The organism is Rhodobacter capsulatus (genome assembly GCF_003254295.1).
Lineage (GTDB): Bacteria > Pseudomonadota > Alphaproteobacteria > Rhodobacterales > Rhodobacteraceae > Rhodobacter > Rhodobacter capsulatus.
In genome coordinates this window covers 101642-122588 of sequence record NZ_QKZO01000006.1, presented here as the reverse complement: position 1 = coordinate 122588, position 20947 = coordinate 101642, and the positions used below count along the sequence as shown (strand labels likewise).

At 67.8% G+C, this 20947-nt stretch carries 20 protein-coding genes; 7 read left to right on the top strand and 13 right to left on the bottom strand.

Annotated elements, in window-relative coordinates; translation table 11 throughout:
- Positions 1–63: 63 nt before the first annotated feature.
- Positions 64–1089 (bottom strand): hypothetical protein, encoded by a 1026-nt coding sequence (locus LY44_RS10290; RefSeq protein ID WP_055211732.1) that lies wholly within the window; start codon positions 1087–1089, stop codon positions 64–66.
- Positions 1090–1295: 206 nt separating this feature from the next.
- Between LY44_RS10290 and LY44_RS10285 the strand changes: the two genes are divergently transcribed.
- Both LY44_RS10285 and LY44_RS10280 read left to right on the top strand, forming a co-directional pair.
- The gene (locus tag LY44_RS10285) at positions 1296–2195 is read left to right on the top strand and encodes a DMT family transporter (protein ID WP_055211730.1); all 900 of its coding nucleotides are present in this window, start codon (positions 1296–1298) and stop codon (positions 2193–2195) included.
- 9 nt (positions 2196–2204) lie between these two features.
- Entirely contained in the window at positions 2205–2852 is a 648-nt protein-coding gene (locus LY44_RS10280; protein ID WP_055211728.1) for a sulfotransferase family 2 domain-containing protein, read from the top strand.
- 20 nt (positions 2853–2872) lie between these two features.
- Here LY44_RS10280 and LY44_RS10275 read toward each other — a convergent pair whose 3' ends face one another.
- From LY44_RS10275 to LY44_RS10245, 7 genes are all read right to left on the bottom strand, one after another.
- Positions 2873–3661 carry an amino acid ABC transporter permease gene (locus LY44_RS10275; protein ID WP_055211726.1) on the bottom strand — a complete coding sequence of 263 codons (789 nt, stop codon included), beginning with the start codon at positions 3659–3661 and terminating at the stop codon, positions 2873–2875.
- Entirely contained in the window at positions 3658–4434 is a 777-nt protein-coding gene (locus LY44_RS10270; RefSeq protein ID WP_055211724.1) for a transporter substrate-binding domain-containing protein, read from the bottom strand. Before LY44_RS10270 ends, LY44_RS10275 begins: the two co-directional genes overlap by 4 nt.
- Positions 4435–4494: 60 nt before the next feature.
- Positions 4495–5523 (bottom strand): HesA/MoeB/ThiF family protein, encoded by a 1029-nt coding sequence (locus LY44_RS10265; protein WP_055211722.1) that lies wholly within the window; start codon positions 5521–5523, stop codon positions 4495–4497.
- 3 nt (positions 5524–5526) lie between these two features.
- Positions 5527–5994, bottom strand: a complete 468-nt coding sequence (gene dut / locus LY44_RS10260) for a dUTP diphosphatase (protein ID WP_055211720.1) — start codon at positions 5992–5994, stop codon at positions 5527–5529.
- 86 nt (positions 5995–6080) lie between these two features.
- Positions 6081–7277, bottom strand: a complete 1197-nt coding sequence (gene coaBC, locus LY44_RS10255) for a bifunctional phosphopantothenoylcysteine decarboxylase/phosphopantothenate--cysteine ligase CoaBC (RefSeq protein ID WP_055211718.1) — start codon at positions 7275–7277, stop codon at positions 6081–6083.
- A gap of 51 nt (positions 7278–7328) precedes the next feature.
- Positions 7329–8138, bottom strand: coding sequence for a ChaN family lipoprotein (locus LY44_RS10250; RefSeq protein ID WP_055211716.1), 810 nt, complete (start codon positions 8136–8138; stop codon positions 7329–7331).
- Positions 8135–9013, bottom strand: coding sequence for an RNA polymerase factor sigma-32 (locus LY44_RS10245; RefSeq protein ID WP_055211714.1), 879 nt, complete (start codon positions 9011–9013; stop codon positions 8135–8137). The genes LY44_RS10250 and LY44_RS10245 overlap by 4 nt, the downstream gene beginning before the upstream one ends.
- A 178-nt stretch (positions 9014–9191) precedes the next feature.
- On the opposite strand from LY44_RS10245, the gene LY44_RS10240 reads away from it, so the two are divergent.
- Together LY44_RS10240 and LY44_RS10235 are read left to right on the top strand one after the other, a co-directional pair.
- Positions 9192–9878 (top strand): glutathione S-transferase, encoded by a 687-nt coding sequence (locus LY44_RS10240; protein WP_055211713.1) that lies wholly within the window; start codon positions 9192–9194, stop codon positions 9876–9878.
- Between the two features lie 57 nt (positions 9879–9935).
- Positions 9936–11450, top strand: a complete 1515-nt coding sequence (locus LY44_RS10235; RefSeq protein ID WP_055212000.1) for a YifB family Mg chelatase-like AAA ATPase — start codon at positions 9936–9938, stop codon at positions 11448–11450.
- On the opposite strand, the gene LY44_RS10230 is transcribed toward LY44_RS10235, so the two are convergent.
- From LY44_RS10230 to rsmI, 4 genes are read right to left on the bottom strand one after another with little or no spacing between them, the layout of a single operon-like run.
- Entirely contained in the window at positions 11416–12339 is a 924-nt protein-coding gene (locus LY44_RS10230; RefSeq protein ID WP_055211711.1) for an alpha/beta hydrolase, read from the bottom strand. The two genes, LY44_RS10235 and LY44_RS10230, sit on opposite strands and share 35 nt — an antisense overlap.
- Positions 12339–13283 (bottom strand): glutathione synthase, encoded by a 945-nt coding sequence (gene gshB, locus LY44_RS10225; RefSeq protein ID WP_055211999.1) that lies wholly within the window; start codon positions 13281–13283, stop codon positions 12339–12341. The genes LY44_RS10230 and gshB overlap by 1 nt, the downstream gene beginning before the upstream one ends.
- 56 nt (positions 13284–13339) lie before the next feature.
- Complete coding sequence (locus LY44_RS10220) at positions 13340–13699, bottom strand: YraN family protein (protein ID WP_055211709.1); 360 nt, start codon at positions 13697–13699, stop codon at positions 13340–13342.
- Positions 13699–14607, bottom strand: a complete 909-nt coding sequence (gene rsmI / locus LY44_RS10215) for a 16S rRNA (cytidine(1402)-2'-O)-methyltransferase (protein WP_055211707.1) — start codon at positions 14605–14607, stop codon at positions 13699–13701. Before rsmI ends, LY44_RS10220 begins: the two co-directional genes overlap by 1 nt.
- 93 nt (positions 14608–14700) lie before the next feature.
- Between rsmI and LY44_RS10210 the strand changes: the two genes are divergently transcribed.
- Genes LY44_RS10210 through murJ form a run of 3 tightly spaced genes read left to right on the top strand, consistent with a single transcriptional unit; the run spans position 14701 to position 20246 of the window.
- A complete protein-coding gene (locus tag LY44_RS10210) occupies positions 14701–15876 on the top strand; it encodes a penicillin-binding protein activator (protein WP_055211705.1) in 1176 nt (391 codons plus the stop codon).
- A gap of 60 nt (positions 15877–15936) precedes the next feature.
- The gene (locus LY44_RS10205; RefSeq protein ID WP_055211703.1) at positions 15937–18699 is read left to right on the top strand and encodes a [protein-PII] uridylyltransferase; all 2763 of its coding nucleotides are present in this window, start codon (positions 15937–15939) and stop codon (positions 18697–18699) included.
- Positions 18696–20246 (top strand): murein biosynthesis integral membrane protein MurJ, encoded by a 1551-nt coding sequence (gene murJ, locus LY44_RS10200; protein WP_055211701.1) that lies wholly within the window; start codon positions 18696–18698, stop codon positions 20244–20246. Before LY44_RS10205 ends, murJ begins: the two co-directional genes overlap by 4 nt.
- Here murJ and LY44_RS10195 read toward each other — a convergent pair whose 3' ends face one another.
- On the bottom strand, positions 20247–20930 hold the full coding sequence (locus LY44_RS10195) for a rhomboid family intramembrane serine protease (protein ID WP_055211700.1): 684 nt from the start codon (positions 20928–20930) through the stop codon (positions 20247–20249). It abuts the gene before it with no gap.
- Positions 20931–20947 lie beyond the last annotated feature (17 nt).

The following is a 20947-nucleotide window of genomic DNA, read 5'->3' as shown; positions in this document are numbered from 1 at the left end:
CGGGGCCTGCGCCGCGTTCGGAGCAGAGTTCGGGGGTGGTCCGCCGGGCCGCCCCTTTGCGTGTCAGGAACAGATATCCTTCAGCGCCAGCCATTGATCATCGGCCAGCACCGGCTCGGGCGCGGGGGCGCCGCGGAACGGATCCGCCTCGATCAGACCCAGCGCCGCCTCGCCGGTCGGGTCGATCGCATAGGCATAGGGGGTCGAGGACACGCCCGTCGCGCGAAAGGCTTCGAGCAGGGTTTCCGTCTGCGCCTCGCCATGGGCGATTGCGGGCGGATGCGACAGCACCACCGCGCCATAGCCGCGCAGCCGGTCCGCGGGCAGATCGCCGGTGGTCAGCAGCGTCAGCGCCGCGCCGCTGCCCGCCCAGGCCAGCGCCGCATGCAGCGGGTTTTCCGCCGCCTGCGCCTGCTGCGCCGAAAGGATCGCCCCCGCCGCCACCTCGGGCGTGTCGGGGCCGGTCAGCGTGTCGGTGCCCAGCGCCACCACCCCGCCGGGCAGGATCCGCGCCCCGGTCAACCCGCGCGGCAGCACCGCGATTTCGGAAATGCCCTGCAACCGCGCCGCCAGCGCCTCCAGCGCGGCATCGCCCTCGGTCGAATGGCAGGCGACGCCGGTCGTGCGTTCCATGTCGCGCAGCACGATCCGGCCGATGTCGGTGCGCTTGGCGGTCGGCACGACCCGGGCCGCCTGATCGACCAGCGCGCCCGGCAGCCACAACAGGCCGCCCAGCGCCAGCGCCACCAGCGACAGGCTCCAGCCGATCCGCCGCAGCCGCCCCGGATGCGGGCGCCGGGCTTCGATCACCGCCTGCACTTTCTCGATCGCCTCGACCATCAGCTCGTCGCCGATTTCAAGCTCTTCGCCCGGTTCCTCCGAGGCGCCGTAAACCGCAGGTTTCGCCCCCGGATTGCGCCGGATCAACGCGGCCAGCGACCAATGCGCCACCGCCCGGTCGGAAAGATTGTCGCGGATCACCAGCGTCGCATCGCCAAGCGACAGCAGCACCAGCCGCCGCTGCGCCTGCGGCGTGTCCCGCCACAGGCCCTGCGCGGTCAGCATTTCATATTGCGGCAGCGCGGTCATCTTCGCTTCGACTATGGCTGGGGGGCCTTCGGACCCGTTTGCGCAAAGAATAGCGAAAGGGGCCCCGGGGTCAATTGCGTGATTCGTCGCCCGGCCGCAGCCCGAACCGTCGTTTTCAGACCGATTGTCGCCCGCGATGTCGGGATTGGACGCGCCAAGCCGGGGCCGGGCCGTCACACCAAGGGCAGGGACAGGGAGCTGCCGCAATGACGGACAAGAACCACACCGCGCAGGCCGCGGCGGCGATATCGGCCTATGCGCTGATCATCGGCTTCACCGACAATTACGTGCGCGTCATCGCCTCGGAAATCGGGCTGTGGCAGTTCCATCTGACGCGCTCGCTGATGGTGGCGGGGCTGCTTTTGGCTTCGGTGCCGCTGTTCCGGCTGGATCTGCGGCCGCGCAACTTTCGCGCCGTCGCCGCGCGCTCGGTCGTGCATGGGGTGGCGATGCTGTGCTACTTCGGCAGCCTTGGTTTTCTGCCGGTGCCGCAGGTGGCGGCGGGGCTTTTCACCGCGCCGATCTTCGTTTTGCTGATCACCCGCTTCGTCTATGGCGAGCGCATCGGTCTGGTCCGCATCCTCGCCGTGGCGGTGGGCTTTGCGGGCATCCTGCTCGTCCTTGGCCCCGAAGCGGCGCGGATCGGCCCCGCCGCGGCGATCCCGGTGCTGGGCGGCGCGCTTTATGCGCTGGGCAATATCGCCACGCAGCGCTGGTGCCCGGGCGAGGGGGCGGTGACGCTGACCGCCGGGTTCTTTGCCATGCTGGGGCTGCTGGGCGGGGGCGGGCTTTTGCTGCTCGCGTTGTTTCCGATGGCGGGCGAGGGGCCCCTGACCTTCATCCTGCGCGGGCCCGCGCTGCCCTCGGGCACGGTGCTGTTTTGGGTCTTCGCGCAGGCGCTGGGCTCGCTTGTGGCGGTCAGCCTGATGGTCCGGGGCTATCAGCTGACCGATGCCACCCGCGCCGCCGTCTTCGAATATGTCGTGCTGCCCGCCGCGGCGCTTTGGGGCTTTCTGCTTTGGGACGAGGTGCCCGGTCTGCGCGAATGGGCGGGGATGGGGCTGATCTGGCTGGCGGGGCTCGCGATTGTCGCGCGCGGGCGCTAATCTGCCCGCATGATCGTTTCCCCGGGCCGCCGCTTCATCTTTGTCCATATCCCGAAGACCGGGGGCACGGCGCTGGCGCTGGCGCTGGAGGCCCGCGCCAGGGCCGATGACATTCTGGTGGGCGACACGCCCAAGGCGCGGCGGCGCAGGGCGCGGCTTGCAGGGGTGACGACGGCGGGGCGGCTTTGGAAACATGCGACGCTGGCCGAGGGGATCGGGCTTTACACCGAAGCGCAGGCGCGGGCGTGGTTCACCTTTGCGCTGGTGCGCAACCCCTGGGATCGGATGGTAAGCTATTACCACTGGCTGCGCGTGCAAAGCTTTGCCCATCCGGCGGTGACCTTGGCGCAGGGGCTGGATTTCGCGGGTTTCGTGAGCCATCCGCAGACCGCCGCCTCGATCGCGGCAACGCCCTATGGCAGCTACCTGCGGCTGGCGGACGGGACCGAGGCCGCCACCGCCTTTTTGCGGCTGGAACACCTTGAGGAAGACGGCGCCGCGCTTGAGGCGCATCTGGGCTTTCGGCTGTTTCCGCTCGCCCGCGCCAATGCCTCGGACCGGCGGGCGGATTGGCGCTTTTATTACGACGACAGAACCGCCGAACAGGTGGCAAGGATCGCCGCCGCCGATATCGCCCGCTTCGGCTATGCGTTCTGAGCGGCCCAGTCGCGTTCGGCTCAGTCCCGCTCGGGGGCACCGCGCTGCCGCAGATGCGCTTCAAGCTTGCGCAGAAGCAGCGACAGGGTGACGGTCATCGCCAGATAGATCAGCGCGACGACGTTATAGGTCTCGAGATAGCGGAAATTCCCCGCCGCGGTGACCTTGCCGAGCTGGGTGATATCGGCGACGCCCAGCACTGACACCAGCGAGCTGTCCTTCACCATCGCCACGAAATCATTGCCCAAGGGCGGCAGCACGGTGCGGAAGGCCTGCGGAAAGACGATCAGCCGGAACCGCAGCCAGCCGCCCAGACCCAGCGCCTTGGCCGCCTCGATCTGGCCGCGCTCGACCGAGATCAGCCCGGCGCGGAACACCTCGGCCAGAAAGGCGGCATAGGCCAGGATCAGCGCCAGCACCGCCCGGGCCAAAAGCGGAAAATCCCGCACCGAGACCTCGGGCAGCCCCAGCGCATTCCAGCCCGCGACCAGCGCGGGCACCAGCGCGAAGGCGACGTAAAGCAGCAAAACGATGATCGGCACGCCGCGGATCACTTCGGTGTAAAACCGCGCCAGCTGCCGCCAGATCAGATGGCGCGACAGCGAGGCGACGGCGAGCAACAGCCCCAGCACCAGCGCGCCCAGAAAGGCCACAAGCGTCACGAAAACCGTGACGCCGATGCCCTTTGACAGGGTGGCGAAGATCTTCGCATGCAGCGGATCGGCGGCGACCGCCCCGCCCACCCCCAAGGCGGCGACGCCGAGCGCCACCAGCCACCAGGGAAAATCGCGGTCAGGGGCGGAACTCATTCCCCCATCTTGTAGTCAAGGAACCATTTTCTGTTCAGCGCCGCGATCGTGCCATCGGCCTTCATCTCGGCGATGGCGGCATTGACCGGCGCCACCAGATCGGAGCCCTTCGGGAAGATGAAGCCGAAATCCTCGGCGCCCAGTTTCTCGCCGACGATCTTCAAGGCGCCGTCCGAGGCCCTGGCATAGCCCTCGCCCGCGGTGGAATCGGTCAGCACAAGATCGACATCGCCGCCGCGCAGCGCCTCGACCCCCGCGCCGAAGGTCTCGAACATCTTGATCCGCGGATTGGCCTCGTTGCCGTCCAGCAGCTCATAGACGCCGACGTAAAACGGCGTCGTGCCCGGTTGCGCCGCCATCAGCAGACCGGGATTGGCGGCGAAACTCTTGCCATCGCTGAAGCGGGTCTCGTCGCCGCGCACCAGCATGATCATTTCCGACCGCATGTAGGGATCGGAAAAATCCACCGCGGTCTTGCGGTCGTCGCGGATGGTGATGCCGGTCATGCCGATGTCATATTGCCCGGCGGACACCCCCGGGATCATCGCATCCCAGCTCGAATGTTCATAGGCGACGGTCAGGTGCAGCCGCTTCGCCATCTCGGCCATGGCATCATATTCCCAGCCGACATGGGCGCCCGCGGCATCGACGAATTGCAGCGGCGGATAGGCGTCCTCGGTCACCACGGTGACGGCGCGGCCCGCCAGATCGGGCAGTTCGGCCAGGGCAGGGGCGGCGGCCAGCAGGGCGGCGGCAACAAGGGGCAGTTTCATCGGAACGCTCCGGTTGAGGGGTCGGTCAAAGCTATTCCCGGGGGCGGGGCCTGTCCAGTCTCAGCCGCCGCAGACCGGGCAGGCGGGATCGCGGCAAACCGCGATGGTGCGGTTTTCGCCATGCAGCGCGTCGATCAGCTGCAGCTTGCCGCGCAGGGGGGTGCCTGCCCCGGTGATCTCCTTGATCGCCTCGGCCGCCATCATCGTGCCCAGAATGCCGGGCAGGGCCGCCATCACACCGCCCTCGGCGCAGCTGGGGGCAAGGCCGGGGGCGGGGGCATGGGGGAACAGGCAGGCCAGACAGGGGCCGCCGCTGGCAGGGTGGTACAGGCTGATCTGGCCCTCCCATTGCGAGATCGCGGCCGAAATCAGCGGCTTGCCCGCCGTGACACAGGCGCGGTTGACCAGCTGCCGGGTCTCGAAATCGTCGCAGCCATCCAGCACCAGATCATACTCCGCGATCAGCTCCGCGGCGATGTCTTCGGTCAGGCGGCGGTGATAGGGCTTGACGGTGATGAAGGGGTTCAGCGCGGTCAGAGCAGCCTCGGCGGCGAAGACCTTCGGCTTGCCGATGTCATCATCGCGGTAAAGCACCTGCCGCTGCAGGTTCGAATTGGAGACCGCGTCATGGTCGATTACGCCCAGCGTGCCGACGCCCGCGGCGCTCAGGTAAAGCAGCGCGGGCGATCCAAGCCCGCCCGCCCCCACCACCAGCACCCGCGCCGATTTCAGCCGCCGCTGCCCGGTGCCGCCGATCTCGCGCAAAAGCAGATGGCGGGAATAGCGCCCCAGTTCGGCCTTGGAAAACGGACCCTCGATGGGCGCTTCGGGCACAACCGCGCGGGCGCGCAGCCGCGCCAGCGCCCAGCGATAGGCCTGCACCAGCGCGGCCACAACGCCAAGGCCGATCCAGCCGGGCAGAGAGCCGCCGATCAGCGCGGGCAACGGATGGCCGGGGTCGGGAAAGAGCCCATGCACCAGCACGAAGGCGCCCCAAAGGATCGCGAGCGTGCCCCAGACCAGCCCGGCGGGGGCGCGCAACTTCCAGCCCAGCGCGGCGATCACGACCAGAAGGATCAGCCCGGCCATCGCTCAGCCCTTGCCGGTGGACCCAAAACCGCCCGCACCGCGCGCGGTCTCGCCCAGATCCGCGGCGACCTCGTAGCGCGCCTGCACGACGGGGGCGATGACCGCCTGCGCCACCCGCTCGCCATGGCGGATCGTATAGGCCTCGGCGCCGAAATTGATCATCAGCACACCCAGCGGCCCGCGATAATCGCTGTCGATCGTGCCGGGCGCGTTCGGCATGCCCAGCCCGTGCTTGAAGGCCAGCCCGGAGCGCGGCCGGATCTGCATCTCGAACCCGTCAGGGATGGCGACGCGCAGCCCGGTCGGCACGATCGCGCGGCCCATCGGCGCCAGCACCAGCCCGGCCGCGCGGATCTCGGGCGGCAGGTTGGCGCGAATGTCCGCCCCGGCGGCGCCATGGGTTTCGTAAGCGGGCAGCGCCACCTCCGGGTCGGCCCAGTCCTCGCGCAGCACCTTGATGATCGGCGTCATGCCTGCCCCTTCCGTTTGCTTTCGCGTATTTGGACCAAGAAAAAACCCGCTGCTTTTTCTTGGCGCAAATACGCCCTTTCGCCCTGTCAGCCCGCGGTGAGCGCGGTGGCGATGCGTGCCGCCAACCTGCGGGCGACCGCGTCCTTGCTCATCCGGTCCCAGGTCTCGGCGCCGCCGTCGTCGAGGATCGTCACCGCGTTTTCGCTGCCACCCATGATGCCGGTGGCCGGGCTGACGTCATTCGCCACGATCCAGTCGCAGCCCTTGCGGGCGCGTTTCGCCGTCGCATGAGCCGTCACATTCTCGGTCTCGGCGGCAAAGCCCACGACCAGTTTCGGCCGCCCCGTCGCCATCTGCGCGACGCTCGCCAGAATATCCGGATTCTCGGCAAAACTCAGCGCGGGGGCCTGACCCGCGCCGTCCTTCTTCATCTTCTGCAGGCTCGCATTCGCCACCCGCCAATCGGCGACGGCCGCGGCAAAGATCGCCGCCTCGGCGGGCAGGGCGGCCTGCACCGCGGCCAGCATCTCGCGCGCGGTTTCGACCTGCACCACCTTCACCCCCTCGGGCGGCGGCACCGAAGCCGGGCCGGTGACAAAGGTGACATCGGCGCCCAGATCGCGCAGCGCCGCCGCCAGCGCCGTGCCCTGCGCCCCCGAGGAGCGGTTGGCGATGTAGCGCACCGGGTCGATCGGCTCATGCGTCGGGCCCGAGGTCACCAGCACATGCCGCCCCTTCAAGGGCCCATCCGCCAGAGCGGAGTGAATCGCGGCCAGAATCTCGGCCGGTTCCGCCATCCGGCCCATTCCGTATTCACCACAGGCCATGTCGCCCGCGTTCGGGCCGACAGTCAGAACGCCATCGGCCTGTAGCTGCTTCAGGTTCCGCTGCGTCGCCGGATGCTGCCACATCCGCACATTCATCGAGGGCGCGATCAGCACCCGCTTGTCCGTCGCCAGAAGCAGCGTCGAGGCCAGATCGCCCGCCAGCCCCGCCGCCATCTTCGCCATCAGATCGGCGGTCGCAGGCGCCACCACCACCAGATCGGCCGCGCGGCTGAGCTGAATATGGCCGATCTCGGCTTCCTGCGTCAGATCGAAAAGCGCCGTATGCGCGGCCTCGCCCGCCAGCGAGGAGACCGAGAGCGGCGTGGCGAATTCCGCCCCGGCTTTCGTCAGAACAGGCGTCACGGCAAAGCCCGCGCCGCGCAAGAGCCGGATCAGTTCCGGCGCTTTCACCGCCGCGATGCCGCCGCCGATGATCAGCAGAATCCGTTTTGCCATGCGCCCCTCCGGTTTTGCCAAGCTGTAGGGCGGCAGGGCCCATCGCGCAAGTTACTGGAAGGCCTTGCAGGGGTCTTCGCGGGGCGCGGGATCGGTGACGATCCACAGATCGAAGGGCTGATCGCCCGCGGCCGGGCGTTCCAGCTGACCCAGCGACAGCAGTTTCACCCCCGGCTCGGCTTTTGCGATCAGCGCAGGCACGGCGCGGTCGGCCCGCGCATGACCCGAGCCGGTGATCACCGCCACCGGCCCGCCCGTGTCCGCCAGCGCTTGCAGGGTCGTCTGCGCAAAGGCGCCATCGCGCAGCCGCTGCGCCGCCACCATTCCGGGCAGCATCTCGACCGGCAGGGCGTTGCAGTGATCGGCCTGGGTCTCGGCTTCCAGCCGCGCCTGCAGTTCCGCGGGATAGGGGGCGTCGATGCCGAACCGCGCCGCCTCGGGGAAGACCTGCGCCAGGGGTTCCTTCATCGCGCGGCGCACCTGATCGCGGGGCAGGGCGGCGCCATAGATCCGCGCCGTGGGGGTGGCGGCAAAGATCGGTGCATAGATCGCGAAATCTGGCCAGCCGGACGCTTCCCAGCCCAGAACCTCGGCCAGCTTGTCGGGCGTGGCGATCAGATCGGGGGTCACCTTCGCCGCCTGAGCCGGGTCGAGCATTTCGAAGACCAGCGCCTTGGGCTGCAAGGCCGCCACCGCGGCGGCTTGGGCAAGGTGATGCGCGGCATTGTCATGCACCTCGCCCAGAACTGCGATTTGCGGCGCGGCGGCGATGATCCGTGCGGGCAGGTCGGCGGCCGAGATTTCGTCGGCCGCGACCGGAGCCGCCAGCGACAGGGCAACAAGAACGGCGGAAATCCTCATGCGAAGAAGCCTATCACCTCTTCCGAGCGGCTTTCCAGCGATTTGCGCATCTTGCCGAAGGCCTGCGCCTCGAGCTGCCGGATCCGTTCCTTCGACAGGCCCAATTCCTCGCCCAGGCTTTCCAGCGTCCGCGGCTCGTCGATCAGGCGGCGTTGCGACACGATATAGCGTTCGCGCGCCGACAGCTGCCCCATCGCCTGACCCAGCCAGTCGCGCATCTTCGCGCCGTCATGCGCCTCGGTCACGCGCGCCTCGGGGCTGCCGCCCTCGTCCTCCAGCGTATCGACCCATTCGCGGCCGTCCTCGTCGGAAGATTGCGGCGCATTCAGCGACAGGTCAGACCCCGAAAGCCGCCCCTCCATCATCTCGACATCGGCCATGGAAACGCCGATCGAGATCGCCACCTTTTGGCGCAGCTGCGCGCTGTCCAGAACCACCCCCTCGGCCTCGGCCTCGCGCTGGATCTGCGCCTGAACGCGCTTGAGATTGAAGAACAGCGCCTTTTGCGACGAGGTCGACCCCGTGCGCACCATCGACCAGTTGCGCATCACGAATTCCTGGATCGAGGCCTTGATCCACCAGACCGCATAGGTCGAAAACCGCACGCCGCGATCGGGGTCGAACTTGTCGGCGGCTTTCATCAGGCCCAGCGACGCCTCTTGGATAAGGTCGTTCATCGGCGCCCCGTAGCGGCGGAATTTCGAGGCCATCGAAATCGCCAACCGCATATAGGCGCTGACAAGGCGGTGCAGGGCCGCCTCGTCGCGGTGATCGCGCCAGGCACGGGCCAGCGCGGCCTCGGTCTCGGCGTCCAGATATTCCGCCCGCATAGCTTGCCGCGGAAGCGTGTCGTCGGTCATTCCATCGAGTGCCATGTCAGTCTCCCCGGGTCTCCCAACCCGCTGTTAGGCGTGCTCACTGCACCTACACTGACAGAAACGATCTGGAATGTCTCCAAGTTGCACGGTGCATCACAAAAAAATCACTGTGCAGGATTAACCATTGCACAAGAGCCGCCGCGGACTAGCATTCCGGCGCAAAAGGGAGGTCGGAATGGGGTATGAACTTGCGATCGGGGATCGGTCCTATTCCAGCTGGTCGCTGCGCGGCTGGCTGGTGTTCGCGAAAGCCGGCGTGCCGGTGAAGACCGTCTCGGGGCGGCTTTACAGCGATGATTTCAAACGGCTTTTGTCGGAATTCGCGCCTGCGGTTCTGGCGCCTGCGCTGCGGCTGCCCTCGGGTCTGGTGATCGGCGAGACGCTGGCGATTGCCGAGACGATCGCCGAGCGGCACCCCGAGGCCGGGCTGTGGCCCGAGGATGCCGACGCCCGCGCGATGGCGCGCTGGCTGGCCTCGGAAATGCATGCGGGCTTCGGCGCGCTGCGCAGCCATTGCCCGATGAACCTGCGGGTCAGTTACGAGACCTGCGAGCCCCCCGAAGCGGTTCTGGCCGATCTGGCGCGGATCGAGTCGCTCTGGTCGCTGGCGCGGGGCCGGTTTGGCGCCGGGGGGCCGTGGCTTTTCGGGCGCTGGTCGCTGGCCGATGCCTTCTTCGCCCCGGTGGCGGCGCGGATCGCGGGCTACAACCTGCTCGTCGGGGCTCAGGCCGCGGACTATGTGGCGACCTGGCTCGCCGATGCCGATTTCCGCGCCTGGCGGGCCGAGGGCCTGTCCGAAGGCCCCGACCAGCCGTTTTACAAGCGCGACTGGCCGACCCGGCCCTGGCCCGGGGCCCAGTGATCCGTTAACCCATCCCGCCCGGATCTAGGCTACTGTGCAGCCGGGCGGAGAATGGGCATGGTGGCAAGAACTTATACGGTGGCTTTCGAAGGCGTCGAGGCGCGCATCGTCGAGGTGCAATGCGCCCTTGCCGCCGGGATGCCGTCGTTTTCCATCGTCGGCCTGCCCGACAAGGCGGTGTCCGAGGCCCGCGACCGGGTGCGCGCGGCGCTGGCGGCGCTCTCGATCGCGCTGCCGATGCGGCGGATCACGGTCAATCTGTCGCCCGCCGATCTGCCCAAGGAGGGCTCGCATTTCGACCTGCCGATCGCGATTGCGCTTTTGGCCGCGATCGAGATCGTGCCGAAAGAAGAGGTGGAAACCCTCGTCTCGATCGGGGAACTGGCGCTGGATGGCCGGATCGTGTCGGTGGTCGGCGCGCTGCCCGCGGCGATGGCGGCGGCGGCCGAGGATTGCGCGCTGATGTGCCCCAGACCCTGCGGCGCCGAGGCCGCCTGGGTCGGTGCGACGCAGGTTTTCGCCCCTGCAACCCTGACCGAGGCGCTTCGCCATCTGACCGGGCAACAGCCGCTGGCCCCCGCGCGCCCGGGCGAGGTGGACACGCCGCCCGCCACCCGCGATCTGCGTGACGTCAAGGGGCAGGAACGGGCGAAACGGGCGCTGGAGATCGCCGCCGCCGGGCGGCATCATCTGTTCATGGCGGGGCCGCCCGGCTCGGGCAAGTCGATGCTGGCGGCGCGGCTGCCCGGCATCCTGCCGCCCTTGTCGGCGCTGGAAGCTCTTGAAACCTCGATGGTGCATTCGCTCTCGGGGCTTTTGTCCGAAGGCGGCATTTCCCGCGCGCGGCCGTTTCGCGAACCGCATCACACGGCCTCGATGGCGGCGATGATCGGCGGCGGGCGCGGCGCAAGGCCGGGCGAAGTGAGCCTCGCCCATAACGGCGTGCTGTTTCTGGACGAATTTCCGGAATTTCCCCGCCCGGTGCTGGAAACCCTGCGCCAGCCGATCGAAACCGGCGAGGTCGTCGTGGCCCGGGCGAATGCACATGTGCGCTACCCCTGCCGGTTTCTGCTGGTGGCGGCGGCCAACCCCTGTCGCTGCGGCTATCTGGGCGATCCGGCGCGGGCCTGTTCGCGGGTGCCGCAATGCGGCGCCGAGTATCTGGGCCGGATTTCCGGGCCGCTGATGGACCGCTTCGATCTGCGCATCGAGGTGCCCGCGGTCGATTGGCGCGAGCTGGATCTGCCCGCGGCGGGCGACAGTTCTGCTGCGGTGGCGGCGCGGGTGGCGGCGGCGCGCGAGATCCAGACCCGCCGCTTTGCCGCGCATCCGCAGATCCGGGTGAATGCCGAGGCCGAGGGCGTGGTGCTGGACGAGATCGCCGCGCCGGATGCCGAGGGGCGTGACCTGCTTGGCAAGGTCGCGGCCCGCTTCGGGCTGACCGCGCGCGGCTATCATCGCGTCTTGCGCACGGCGCGGACGGTGGCCGATCTGGACGGATCGGATCTGGTCCGCGCGCCGCATCTGGCCGAAGCGGTCAGCTACCGTCTGACCTTTGCGGCGGCGCGGTAAGGGCGCGGGTGACGAAGCGGGCGGCATCGCGCAGGGCGTCCCGCGCCTCGGGGATCAGCCCGTCCAGCATCTGCCAGGCATGCGGCACGCCGGGCCAAAGCTGCACCATCACCTCGGCCCCGGCCCGGCGCAGCTTTTCCTCCATCCGCAGCGCGTCATCGCTCAGGATTTCGGTCTCGGAGGTCTGCAGCAGCACCGGCGGACAGCCCGGGAAGGCGGCAAAGATCGGCGAGGCCTCGGGGTCGTCGGCGGGATGGCCCTGCAGGTAGAATTGCGCCGCTTCCGGCAGACGATGCCCGGCCAGCATCGGGTCGGAGGCGGCGTTTTCGTGTACCGAGGGCGAGGCCCCCGTCAGGTCGAACCAGGGCGAAAAGGCAAAGGCCGCGGCGGGCGGCGTGCCCCTCGCGCAAAGCTTGGACAGCAGCGCAAAGGCCAGCGCGGCCCCGGCGCTGTCGCCCGAAAGCACCATGTTTTCAGGCTGGTATCCCTGCACCAAAAGCGCCTCCCAGGCGGCTTCGGCATCCCGCAGCGCGGCCGGAAACGGGTGCTCGGGCGCCAGGCTGTAGCTGGGGGCGATCACCATGACCCCGGCCAGTTTCGCCAGCCGCGACAGCATCGGCAGATGTGTCTGCGGGCTGCCCGCAAGGAAGACGCCGCCATGGAAATGCACCACCACCGCGCCCTCGCGCGGGCGACCCGCCCGGATCGAGAGCGCCGACCGCCCGGCAAGATCAAGCGGCATCGCCACGCTGCCCGGCGCGGGGCGCAGCGCGATGCGGGTGAAGCGCTCCATCGCGTCGCGCAGCTCGGCCGGATCGGTCATCTTCGCCAGCCGCGGCTTGGTGAAAAGCCGCAGGCCAAGCGTCAGCATCCGCGCGCGCAGGCTCATCACAGACCCCGCTTCGCCTCGATCACCTGCCAGATCTTCTCGGCGACATTGGTGCCGTCGAAGCGTTCCAGCTCCTGAATCCCGGTGGGCGAGGTCACGTTGATCTCGGTCAGCCAGTCGCCGATCACGTCGATGCCGACGAAGATCTGTCCCTTCTCGCGCAGGGTCGGGCCGATGGCGGCGCAGATTTCCCGTTCGCGGTCCGTGAGTTGCGTGGGCTCGGGGCGGCCGCCCACATGCATGTTCGAGCGCGTCTCGCCCGCGGCCGGCACGCGGTTGATCGCGCCCACGGGCTCGCCATCGACCAGAATGATGCGCTTGTCGCCCTTGACCACGGCCGGAACGTATTTCTGCACGATCATCGGTTCGCGGTTGATCGAGGTAAAAAGCTCGTGCAGCGAGGCAAGATTGCGGTCGTTCGGGTCAAGCCGGAACACCCCCGCGCCGCCATTGCCGTAAAGCGGTTTCAGGATGACGTCGCCATGCTCGGCCTTGAAATCGCGAATCACCGCCAGATCGCGGGCGATCAGCGTGGGCGGCGTCAGGTCGGGGAAATCGAGCACGAGCAGCTTCTCGGGGTAATTGCGCACCCAGAACGGATCGTTGACGACCAGCGTTCTCGGATGGATGCGGTCGAGCAGATGAGTCGTGGTGATATAGCCCATGTCGAAGGGCGGATCCTGCCGCAGCCAGACCACATCCATCTCGGCCAGGTCGACTTCGACCTCGGCGCCCAGGGTGAAATGATTGTCCTGTTCGCGCCGCACGCTGAGCGGCCAGCCCCGCGCCAGCACCCGACCTTGCCGATAGATCAGCCGGTCGGGCGTATAATAGAACAGCGCGTGACCGCGCGCCTGCGCCTCGAGCGCAATGCGGAACGTGCTGTCGCCGTCGATGTTGATGGCCGCAATCGGGTCCATCTGGAATGCAACTCTCAAGGCCATGACGCCCCCTTTCGTTGCCTCCTTGATGCCTTGCGGACTGCCGCGATGCAATCTCGCTAGTCGAACATGTAGGCGTTTTGCAGGATTTCGATCCGCCCGGCCGCATCGACGAGGGCGACGTCGAAACGCATGTCGAGATTGGCGCAATCGGGCGCACCCGCAACGAATTCCTCGGCCGAGAGGCAGATCCGCTCCAGCTGCCTGCGGCTGATCCGTTCGACCGCCCGGGCATGGGTGTCGGCTTTCTTCACCTCGATGAAGATCACCTTGTCATCCTCGCGGGCGATCAGGTCGATCTCGCCGCCGTAGCGGCCACGCCAACGCTCGGCTGCGATCCGGCCCCCGCCGCGTCGATAGAGCGCCGCCACCTGATGTTCGGCCGCAAGTCCCGCATGATAGGCCAGTGCTCCGCCCATCAGTCCCTCTCCATTGCCAACGCGCGCTGATAGACCTCGCGCCGGGGCAGACCCAGCATCTCGGCCACTTCCGCTGCCGCGTCTTTCACGCTCAGGCGCTGCAGACGATCCCGCAGCGCGGCTTCGACATCTTCGGGGCCAAACCGCGGCGCCCGGGAGCGATCGACCAGAACGACGATCTCGCCCTTGATCGGCGTATCGGCGCAGCTTGCCACCAGATCCGAGAGGGTTCCGCGCCGGATCTCCTCGAATCGCTTGGTCAGTTCGCGGCACAGCACCGCTTCCCGATCAGCCCCTAATTCTGAGGCCAGATCGGTTAACATTTCCTTAACGCGCTTGGGCGATTCATAGAAAACAAGCGTCGCCGGGACCTGTGCGAATTCCGCGATCCACTTGCGCCGTGCCTGCGCGGTGTTCGGCGGGAAGCCCGCAAACAGGAACCGGTCCGAGGGCAGGCCGGAAACGGTCAGCGCGGCCAGCACCGCCGAAGGTCCGGGGGCGGCAAAAACGCGATGACCCGCGGCGATCGCGGCGCGGCCGAGCTGAAAGCCCGGATCCGCCACCAGCGGCGTGCCCGCTTCCGAGGCATAGGCCACCGCCTTGCCCTCGGCCAGCGCGGCGAGCAGACGGGGCCGCACCGCTTCGCCGTTGTGATCGTGATAGGCGACCAGCGGCCGACCGGCCAGCGGGATGCCGTGAATGTCCATCAGATGGCGCAGCGTCCTTGTGTCTTCGGCCGCGAGCACCTCGGCCTCGCGCAGGATGTCGAGGCCGCGCAGGGTGATGTCCCGCGCCGCGCCGATCGGGGTCGAGACGAAATGCAGCCCCGGCGCGGGCTTGCGGCCTGCGGGCCCGTATTCCTCGAGCGGCGTCACCGGCGGGCCGAGGTCATCGTCAGGCTCTGTCATCGATCCGCCTACCGTTTCCGAGTCAAGTTTACTTCACGCGGCGAAACGCTTACGGTTCGCCCAATTCCCCCCGCCGCAACGGAGGCCGCTGTCATGTTCGCTGCTTTGCGCACCCCCCGCAACCCCCTGCTGATCTGCGTCACCCTGGTCTCGGCCCTGCTTGTCGCGGCCTGCCAGCCGGTCCCCGGCACCGGCAACGGGCCCAGCGTCGAGGCCGGGACTGCCGTTCCGGTGGCGCTTCTGGTGCCCGCGGGCTCGGGCAATACCGGCGACGAGACCCTTGCCGCCTCGCTCAAGCAGGCGGCACAGCTGGCGATCTCCGATCTCAACGGCGTGAAGATCGACCTGCGCGTCTACAACACCGGCGCAGGCCCCGAACAGGCGGCGGCGATGGCCACGAAGGCCGTCGACGAGGGCGCGAAGATCATCCTCGGCCCGGTCTTTGCCGAATCCGCCAATGCCGCGGGCCTCGCCGTCGCCAGCCGCGGCGTCAGCGTGCTCTCGTTCTCCAACAACACCGATATCGCGGGCGGCAATGTCTTCGTGCTCGGGCCGACCTTCCCCAATACCGCGAACCGGCTGGCCCAATTCGCCAGCGCCCAGGGCAAGCGCAGCATCCTGATCGTGCATGACCAGACCCCGGCGGGCACGATCGGCGCGGGCGCGGTGCAATCAGCCGTCGCCCGGTCCGGCGCGGCGGTGGCGGGCATCGCCTCCTATCCGTTCTCGCAGCAGGGCATCATCGAGGCGATGCCGACGATTGCGGGCCGGGTCAAGGCGGGCGGCGTCGACGCGATCTTCCTGACCGCCGATACCGCGGGGGCGCTGCCGCTTCTGGCGCAGATGCTGCCCGACAACGGCGTCAACCCCGGTCAGATCAAGTTCATCGGCCTGACGCGCTGGGACATTCCCTCGGCGACGCTGGCGCTGCCCGGGCTGCAGGGCGGCTGGTTCGCGCTGCCCGATCCGAACCTGAACAGCCGCTTCAAGGAACGTTACGAGACCGCCTTCGGCACCGCGCCGCATCCGATCGCGGGGCTCGCCTATGACGGCATCGCCGCGATCGGTGCGCTGGTGAAATCGGGCCGTCCCGATGCGCTTGGCCGGGCCGCGCTGACCCAGCCCTCGGGCTTCGTCGGCGTCAACGGCATCTTCCGGCTGCGCCCCGACGGCAGCAACGAGCGCGGCCTTGCCGTCGCCGAAATCCGCAACGGTCAGGCCGTGGTGATCGACGCCGCCCCCCGTTCCTTCGGCATGGCCGGGTATTGATCCCGGCCTTCCCGCCGCCGAAACCCGCCGCCGAAAGGCCCCAAGCATCATGAGACGCACGTGAGCGACAGCGCCATCCCCGCCCCGGCCGAGCCCGGGGCGCCTCTGCTTTTCGACTTGCCCGCCCTGACCGCGCGGCTGGATGCCGGCCTGCAGGACGCCGACGCCCGCAACATCCGCGCCGAGACGGTCCGCTTCCTTCTGGCCGAGCGCGAGGCCGCCCTGCCGCGCATCATCGCCGATTTCGGCACCCATCCGCGCAAGGCCGGAGAGACCGTCGCCGCCTATGCCGCGATGACCGACGGGCTTGTCCGCGCCGTCTTTCACGTCGCCACCACCCGGCTGCACCCGCTGCAGGCGCCGACCGCCGCCGAGGGGCTCTCGGTCCTTGCTGTCGGCGGTTACGGCCGCGCCGAGATGGCGCCCTTTTCCGATGTCGACCTGCTGTTCCTGACGCCCTGGAAGATCACCCCCTGGGCGGAAAGCGTGATCGAGAGCATGCTTTACATGCTCTGGGATCTGAAGCTGAAGGTCGGCCATTCCTCGCGCACGGTCGAGGACTGCATCCGCCTTGGCCGCGAGGATATCACCATCCGCACCGCGCTTTTGGAAAACCGCTATCTTGACGGCGATGCGGCGCTGGCCGAGCGGCTGAACCAGACGCTGCGCAACGATCTGTTCAAGGGCACCGGCCCCGAATTCATCGAGGCGAAACTGGCCGAGCGGTCGGAACGCCACCGCCGTCAGGGCGGGCAGCGCTATGTGCTCGAACCCAATGTCAAGGAAGGCAAGGGCGGCCTGCGCGATCTGCAGACGCTGTACTGGATCGCGAAATATCTGCACGGGGTCAACGACACCGCCGATCTGGTCGGCCTTGGGGTCTTCACCGCCGAGGAATATGCGGTCTTTCAGGAGGCCGAGGATTTCCTCTGGGCGGTGCGCTGCCATCTGCATCTGATCGCCAACCGCGCCTCGGATCAGCTGTCCTTCGATGCCCAGGTCGAGGTGGCCCGGCGCATGGGCTTTGCCGATGCCGCGGGCCGTCGCGGCGTCGAGGTCTTCATGCAGCACTACTTCCGCCATGCGACGCGGGTGGGGGAACTGACGCGGGTCTTCCTCACCGTGCTCGAGGCGCAGCATGCGAAACCGGCGCCGGTGCTCAAGCGGCTGTTCCGCCGCAAGAAACCGCTGAAAGCGCCGTTCTTTGACGATATTTCCCGCGTCAACGTCGCCGATACCCGGGCCTTTCTGGCCGATCCGCTGAACTTCCTGCGCATCTTCGAGGAGGCCTTGCGCACCAACATGCTGCTGCATCCCGATGCGATGCGGCTGATCGCGGCCAATCTGGACCGGATCGACGACCAGCTGCGCGAGAGCCGCGAGGCCGCGCATATCTTCCTCGATCTGCTGCTCAAGCATGGCAACCCGGAACGGGTGCTGCGGCGGATGAACGAGCTGGGTCTGCTGGCCGCCTATATCCCGGAATTCGAGCCGATCGTGGCGATGATGCAGTTCAACATGTATCACAGCTATACGGTGGACGAGCATACGATCCAGTGCATCTCGACGCTGGCGCAGATCGAGCGGCGCGAGCTGAACGAGGAATTGCCGCTTTCGTCGCATATCCTCGACGAGGGGGTGAACCGGCGCGTGCTTTATGTGGCGCTTTTGCTGCATGACATCGGCAAGGGGCGGCCCGAGGATCATTCGATCCTCGGCGCGCAGATCGCCCGCAAGGTGGCGCCGCGGCTGGGGCTTTCGCCCGAGGACTGCGAGACGGTCGAATGGCTGATCCGCCATCACCTTTTGATGTCGGACGTGGCGCAGAAACGCGATCTCTCCGACCCGCGCACGATCCGCGATTTCGCCAAGCAGGTGAAGACGCGCAAGCGGCTGGATCTGCTGACGGTGCTGACCGTCTGCGATATCCGCGGTGTCGGCCCGAATGTCTGGAACAACTGGAAGGCGACGCTGCTGCGCCGGCTTTATTCCGACACCAGCCGGGCGCTGGAACACGGGCTTGAGGCGGTGAACCGCGAGCAGCGCTCGGACGCGGCGAAAAAGGCGCTGCGCGAGGCGCTGACCGGCTGGGATCCGCGCGACATCCGCGCCGAATTGGGCCGCCATTACGACCCCTATTGGCAGGGGCTGACCACCGGCACCCATGCGATCTTCGCCGAGATGCTGCGCGGCCTTGGCGATGATGAAATCCGCATCGACCTTGACCCCGATCTGGACCATGACGCCACCCGGGCGGCCTTTGCGCTGTCCGATCACCCGGGGATCTTTTCGCGGCTGGCGGGGGCTCTGGCGCTGGTCGGCGCGAACGTGGTCGATGCCCGAACCTATACCTCGAAGGACGGCTATGCGACTGCCGTCTTCTGGGTGCAGGACAGCGAGGGCCACCCCTACGAGGCCACGAAACTGCCGCGGCTGCGAGGCATGATCGAAAAGACGCTGAAGGGCGAGGTGGTGGCGCGTGATGCGCTCAAGGATCGCGACAAGATCAAGAAGCGCGAACGCGAATTCCGCTTTCCGACCCATATCACCTTCGACAACGAGGGCTCCGACATCTACACGATCGTCGAGGTCGACACCCGCGACCGGCCGGGGCTGCTTTATGATCTGACCCGGGCGCTGGCCTCGTCGAACATCTATATCGCCTCGGCCGTGATCGCGACCTATGGCGCGCAGGTGGTCGACACCTTCTACGTCAAGGACATGTTCGGCCTGAAGCTGCATTCGGGGCAGCGGCAGGAGTCGCTGGAAAAACGGCTGCGCGATGCGATCACCCGCGGCGCCGAACGGGCGGGGCAGGCATGAAACCCATTCGACTGGTCCGCGGCTTTCTGACCGTGGGCGGCTGGACTTTCGGCTCGCGGCTTTTGGGCTTTGCCCGCGACATGATGATGGCGGCCTATCTCGGCTCCGGCCCGGTGGCCGAGGCCTTTCTGGTCGCCTTTTCCCTGCCCAACATGTTCCGCCGCTTCTTCGCCGAGGGCGCCTTCAACATGGCCTTCGTGCCGATGTTCGCGAAAAAGCTCGAGGGCGGCGAGGATGCGCTGGGCTTCGCGAAAGACGCCTTCAAGGGGCTGACGGCGGTCTTGCTGCTCTTTACCCTGATCGGCACGCTGGCGATGCCCTGGCTGGTCTGGGCGATGGCCTCGGGCTTTGCGGGCGATGCGCGCTTCGATCTGGCGGTGCTGTATGGCCAGATCGGCTTTTCCTACATCCTCTTCATCTCGCTGGTGGCGCTGCTCTCGGGCGTCTTGAACGCGTTCGGCCGCTTCACCGAGGCCTCGCTGGTGCCGGTGCTGATGAATGTCATCTTCATCCTGGCGATAGCGCTTGCGGATTACGCGGGCTGGGACATGGGGCTGACGCTGGCCTGGACGGTGCCGATCACCGGCGTCGCGCAATTCGCCCTCACCTGGATCTCGGCGCACAGGCTGGGCTACACGCTGCTGCCGGGCATCCCGCGGTTTTCGCCCGATTTGAAGCGGCTTTTGATCATCGCGGGCCCCGCGGTTCTGGCGGGCGGCGTGGTGCAGGTGAACCTGATCGTCGGGCGGCAGGTGGCGTCCTTCACCGAGGGCGCGGTGGCCTGGCTGAGCTACGCCGACCGGCTTTACCAGCTGCCGCTGGGCGTCGTCGGCATCGCCATCGGCACGGTGCTTTTGCCGGTGCTGTCGCGCCATCTGCGTGCGGGCGAAGATGATCTGGCCCGCAACAGCTTTTCCCGCGGGGCGGAATTCGCGCTGTTCCTCACCCTGCCCGCGGCGGTGGCGCTGGTCGTCATCGCGACGCCGCTGGTCTCGGTGCTTTATGATCGCGGCGCCTGGGCCCCCGAGGATACCACGGCGACGGCCCTTGTGCTGGCCGCCTATGGCCTTGGTCTGCCCGCCTTCGTGCTGCACAAGGTGCTGCAACCGCTTTACTACGCGCGTGAGGATACCCGCCGTCCGTTCCACTATGCGCTGGTCTCGATGGTGGTGAACGCCGCTTTCGCCATCGGCATGATGCCGGTGATGGGCTTTGTCGCCGCTGCCCTGGCGACCACGGTTTCGGGCTGGGTGATGGTCGGCCAGCTCTGGTGGGGGGCACGCAAGATGGGCGCGGCCGCCCGCCCCGATGCAAGGTTCTGGCGCAGGCTGTGGCGGATCGCGCTGGTCTCGGGCGTGATGGGCGTGCAGCTTTGGTTTGCCGCCGACTGGCTTGCGCCGCAGCTGGCGCAGCCGGGCGGGGCGCGCTGGGGGGCGCTGGGCCTTCTGTGCGGGTCGGGGATCGCGCTTTACTTCGCGCTGGGCGCGCTGATCGGGGCCTATGGCTTTGGCGAGCTGAAGGCGATGCTGCGCCGCCGCCGCGGCTGATCAGCGCTTGCGCAGCTTGCGCAACAGGTGGCTCCAGCCCCCCGGGGCGACGAAGAAGCTGATCACGAACCCGGCGCCGAAGCCGGAAAATTCCGCGATCCAGTCCGGCCCGATGCCGAACAGCGCCCCAAAGAGGAGCTGAATCCCCGCCAGCATCCCGATCAGCGAAAACGCCCGCATCCGCACCGGGTTGCCGGGGCCAAGCCGCATCCACAAGACCCAGGTGAAGGCGCCGATCAGCCCGTAGGCGCCCGGATAGCCGCCGATCAGCATCATCTGGGTGAAGGGCATCAGCGCATAGACCAGCGCGCCGATCACGGTCGATCCCAGAAACACCGCCGCGACGGCCCAGCCCGGAAACACCTCGCCGACGAATTTGCCGATCGCCAGCACGAAGACCACGACCATGGCCGCATGGGTCAGGCTCAGATGGACAAAGGCATAGCTGACGAGCCGTGCCAGATCCGGCACCGACCAGAGCCCGATCTCGGCCATCTGGCGAAAGCCAACCGGATCGAAGCCAAGCTGGCCCAGGATCGCCAGCCGCCAGCCCATCGCCTGCGGCCCCAGGGCGCCGGTGCCCCCCAGCGCGAACAGGATTTCCGTCACGATGATCGGGGCTGCCAGCAGCCAGACCACGGGGGGAAGCGGGTTCAGCGGTTGCTCGTCATGGCCGTGGTGCATTGTCCCTCCTTTGGGGG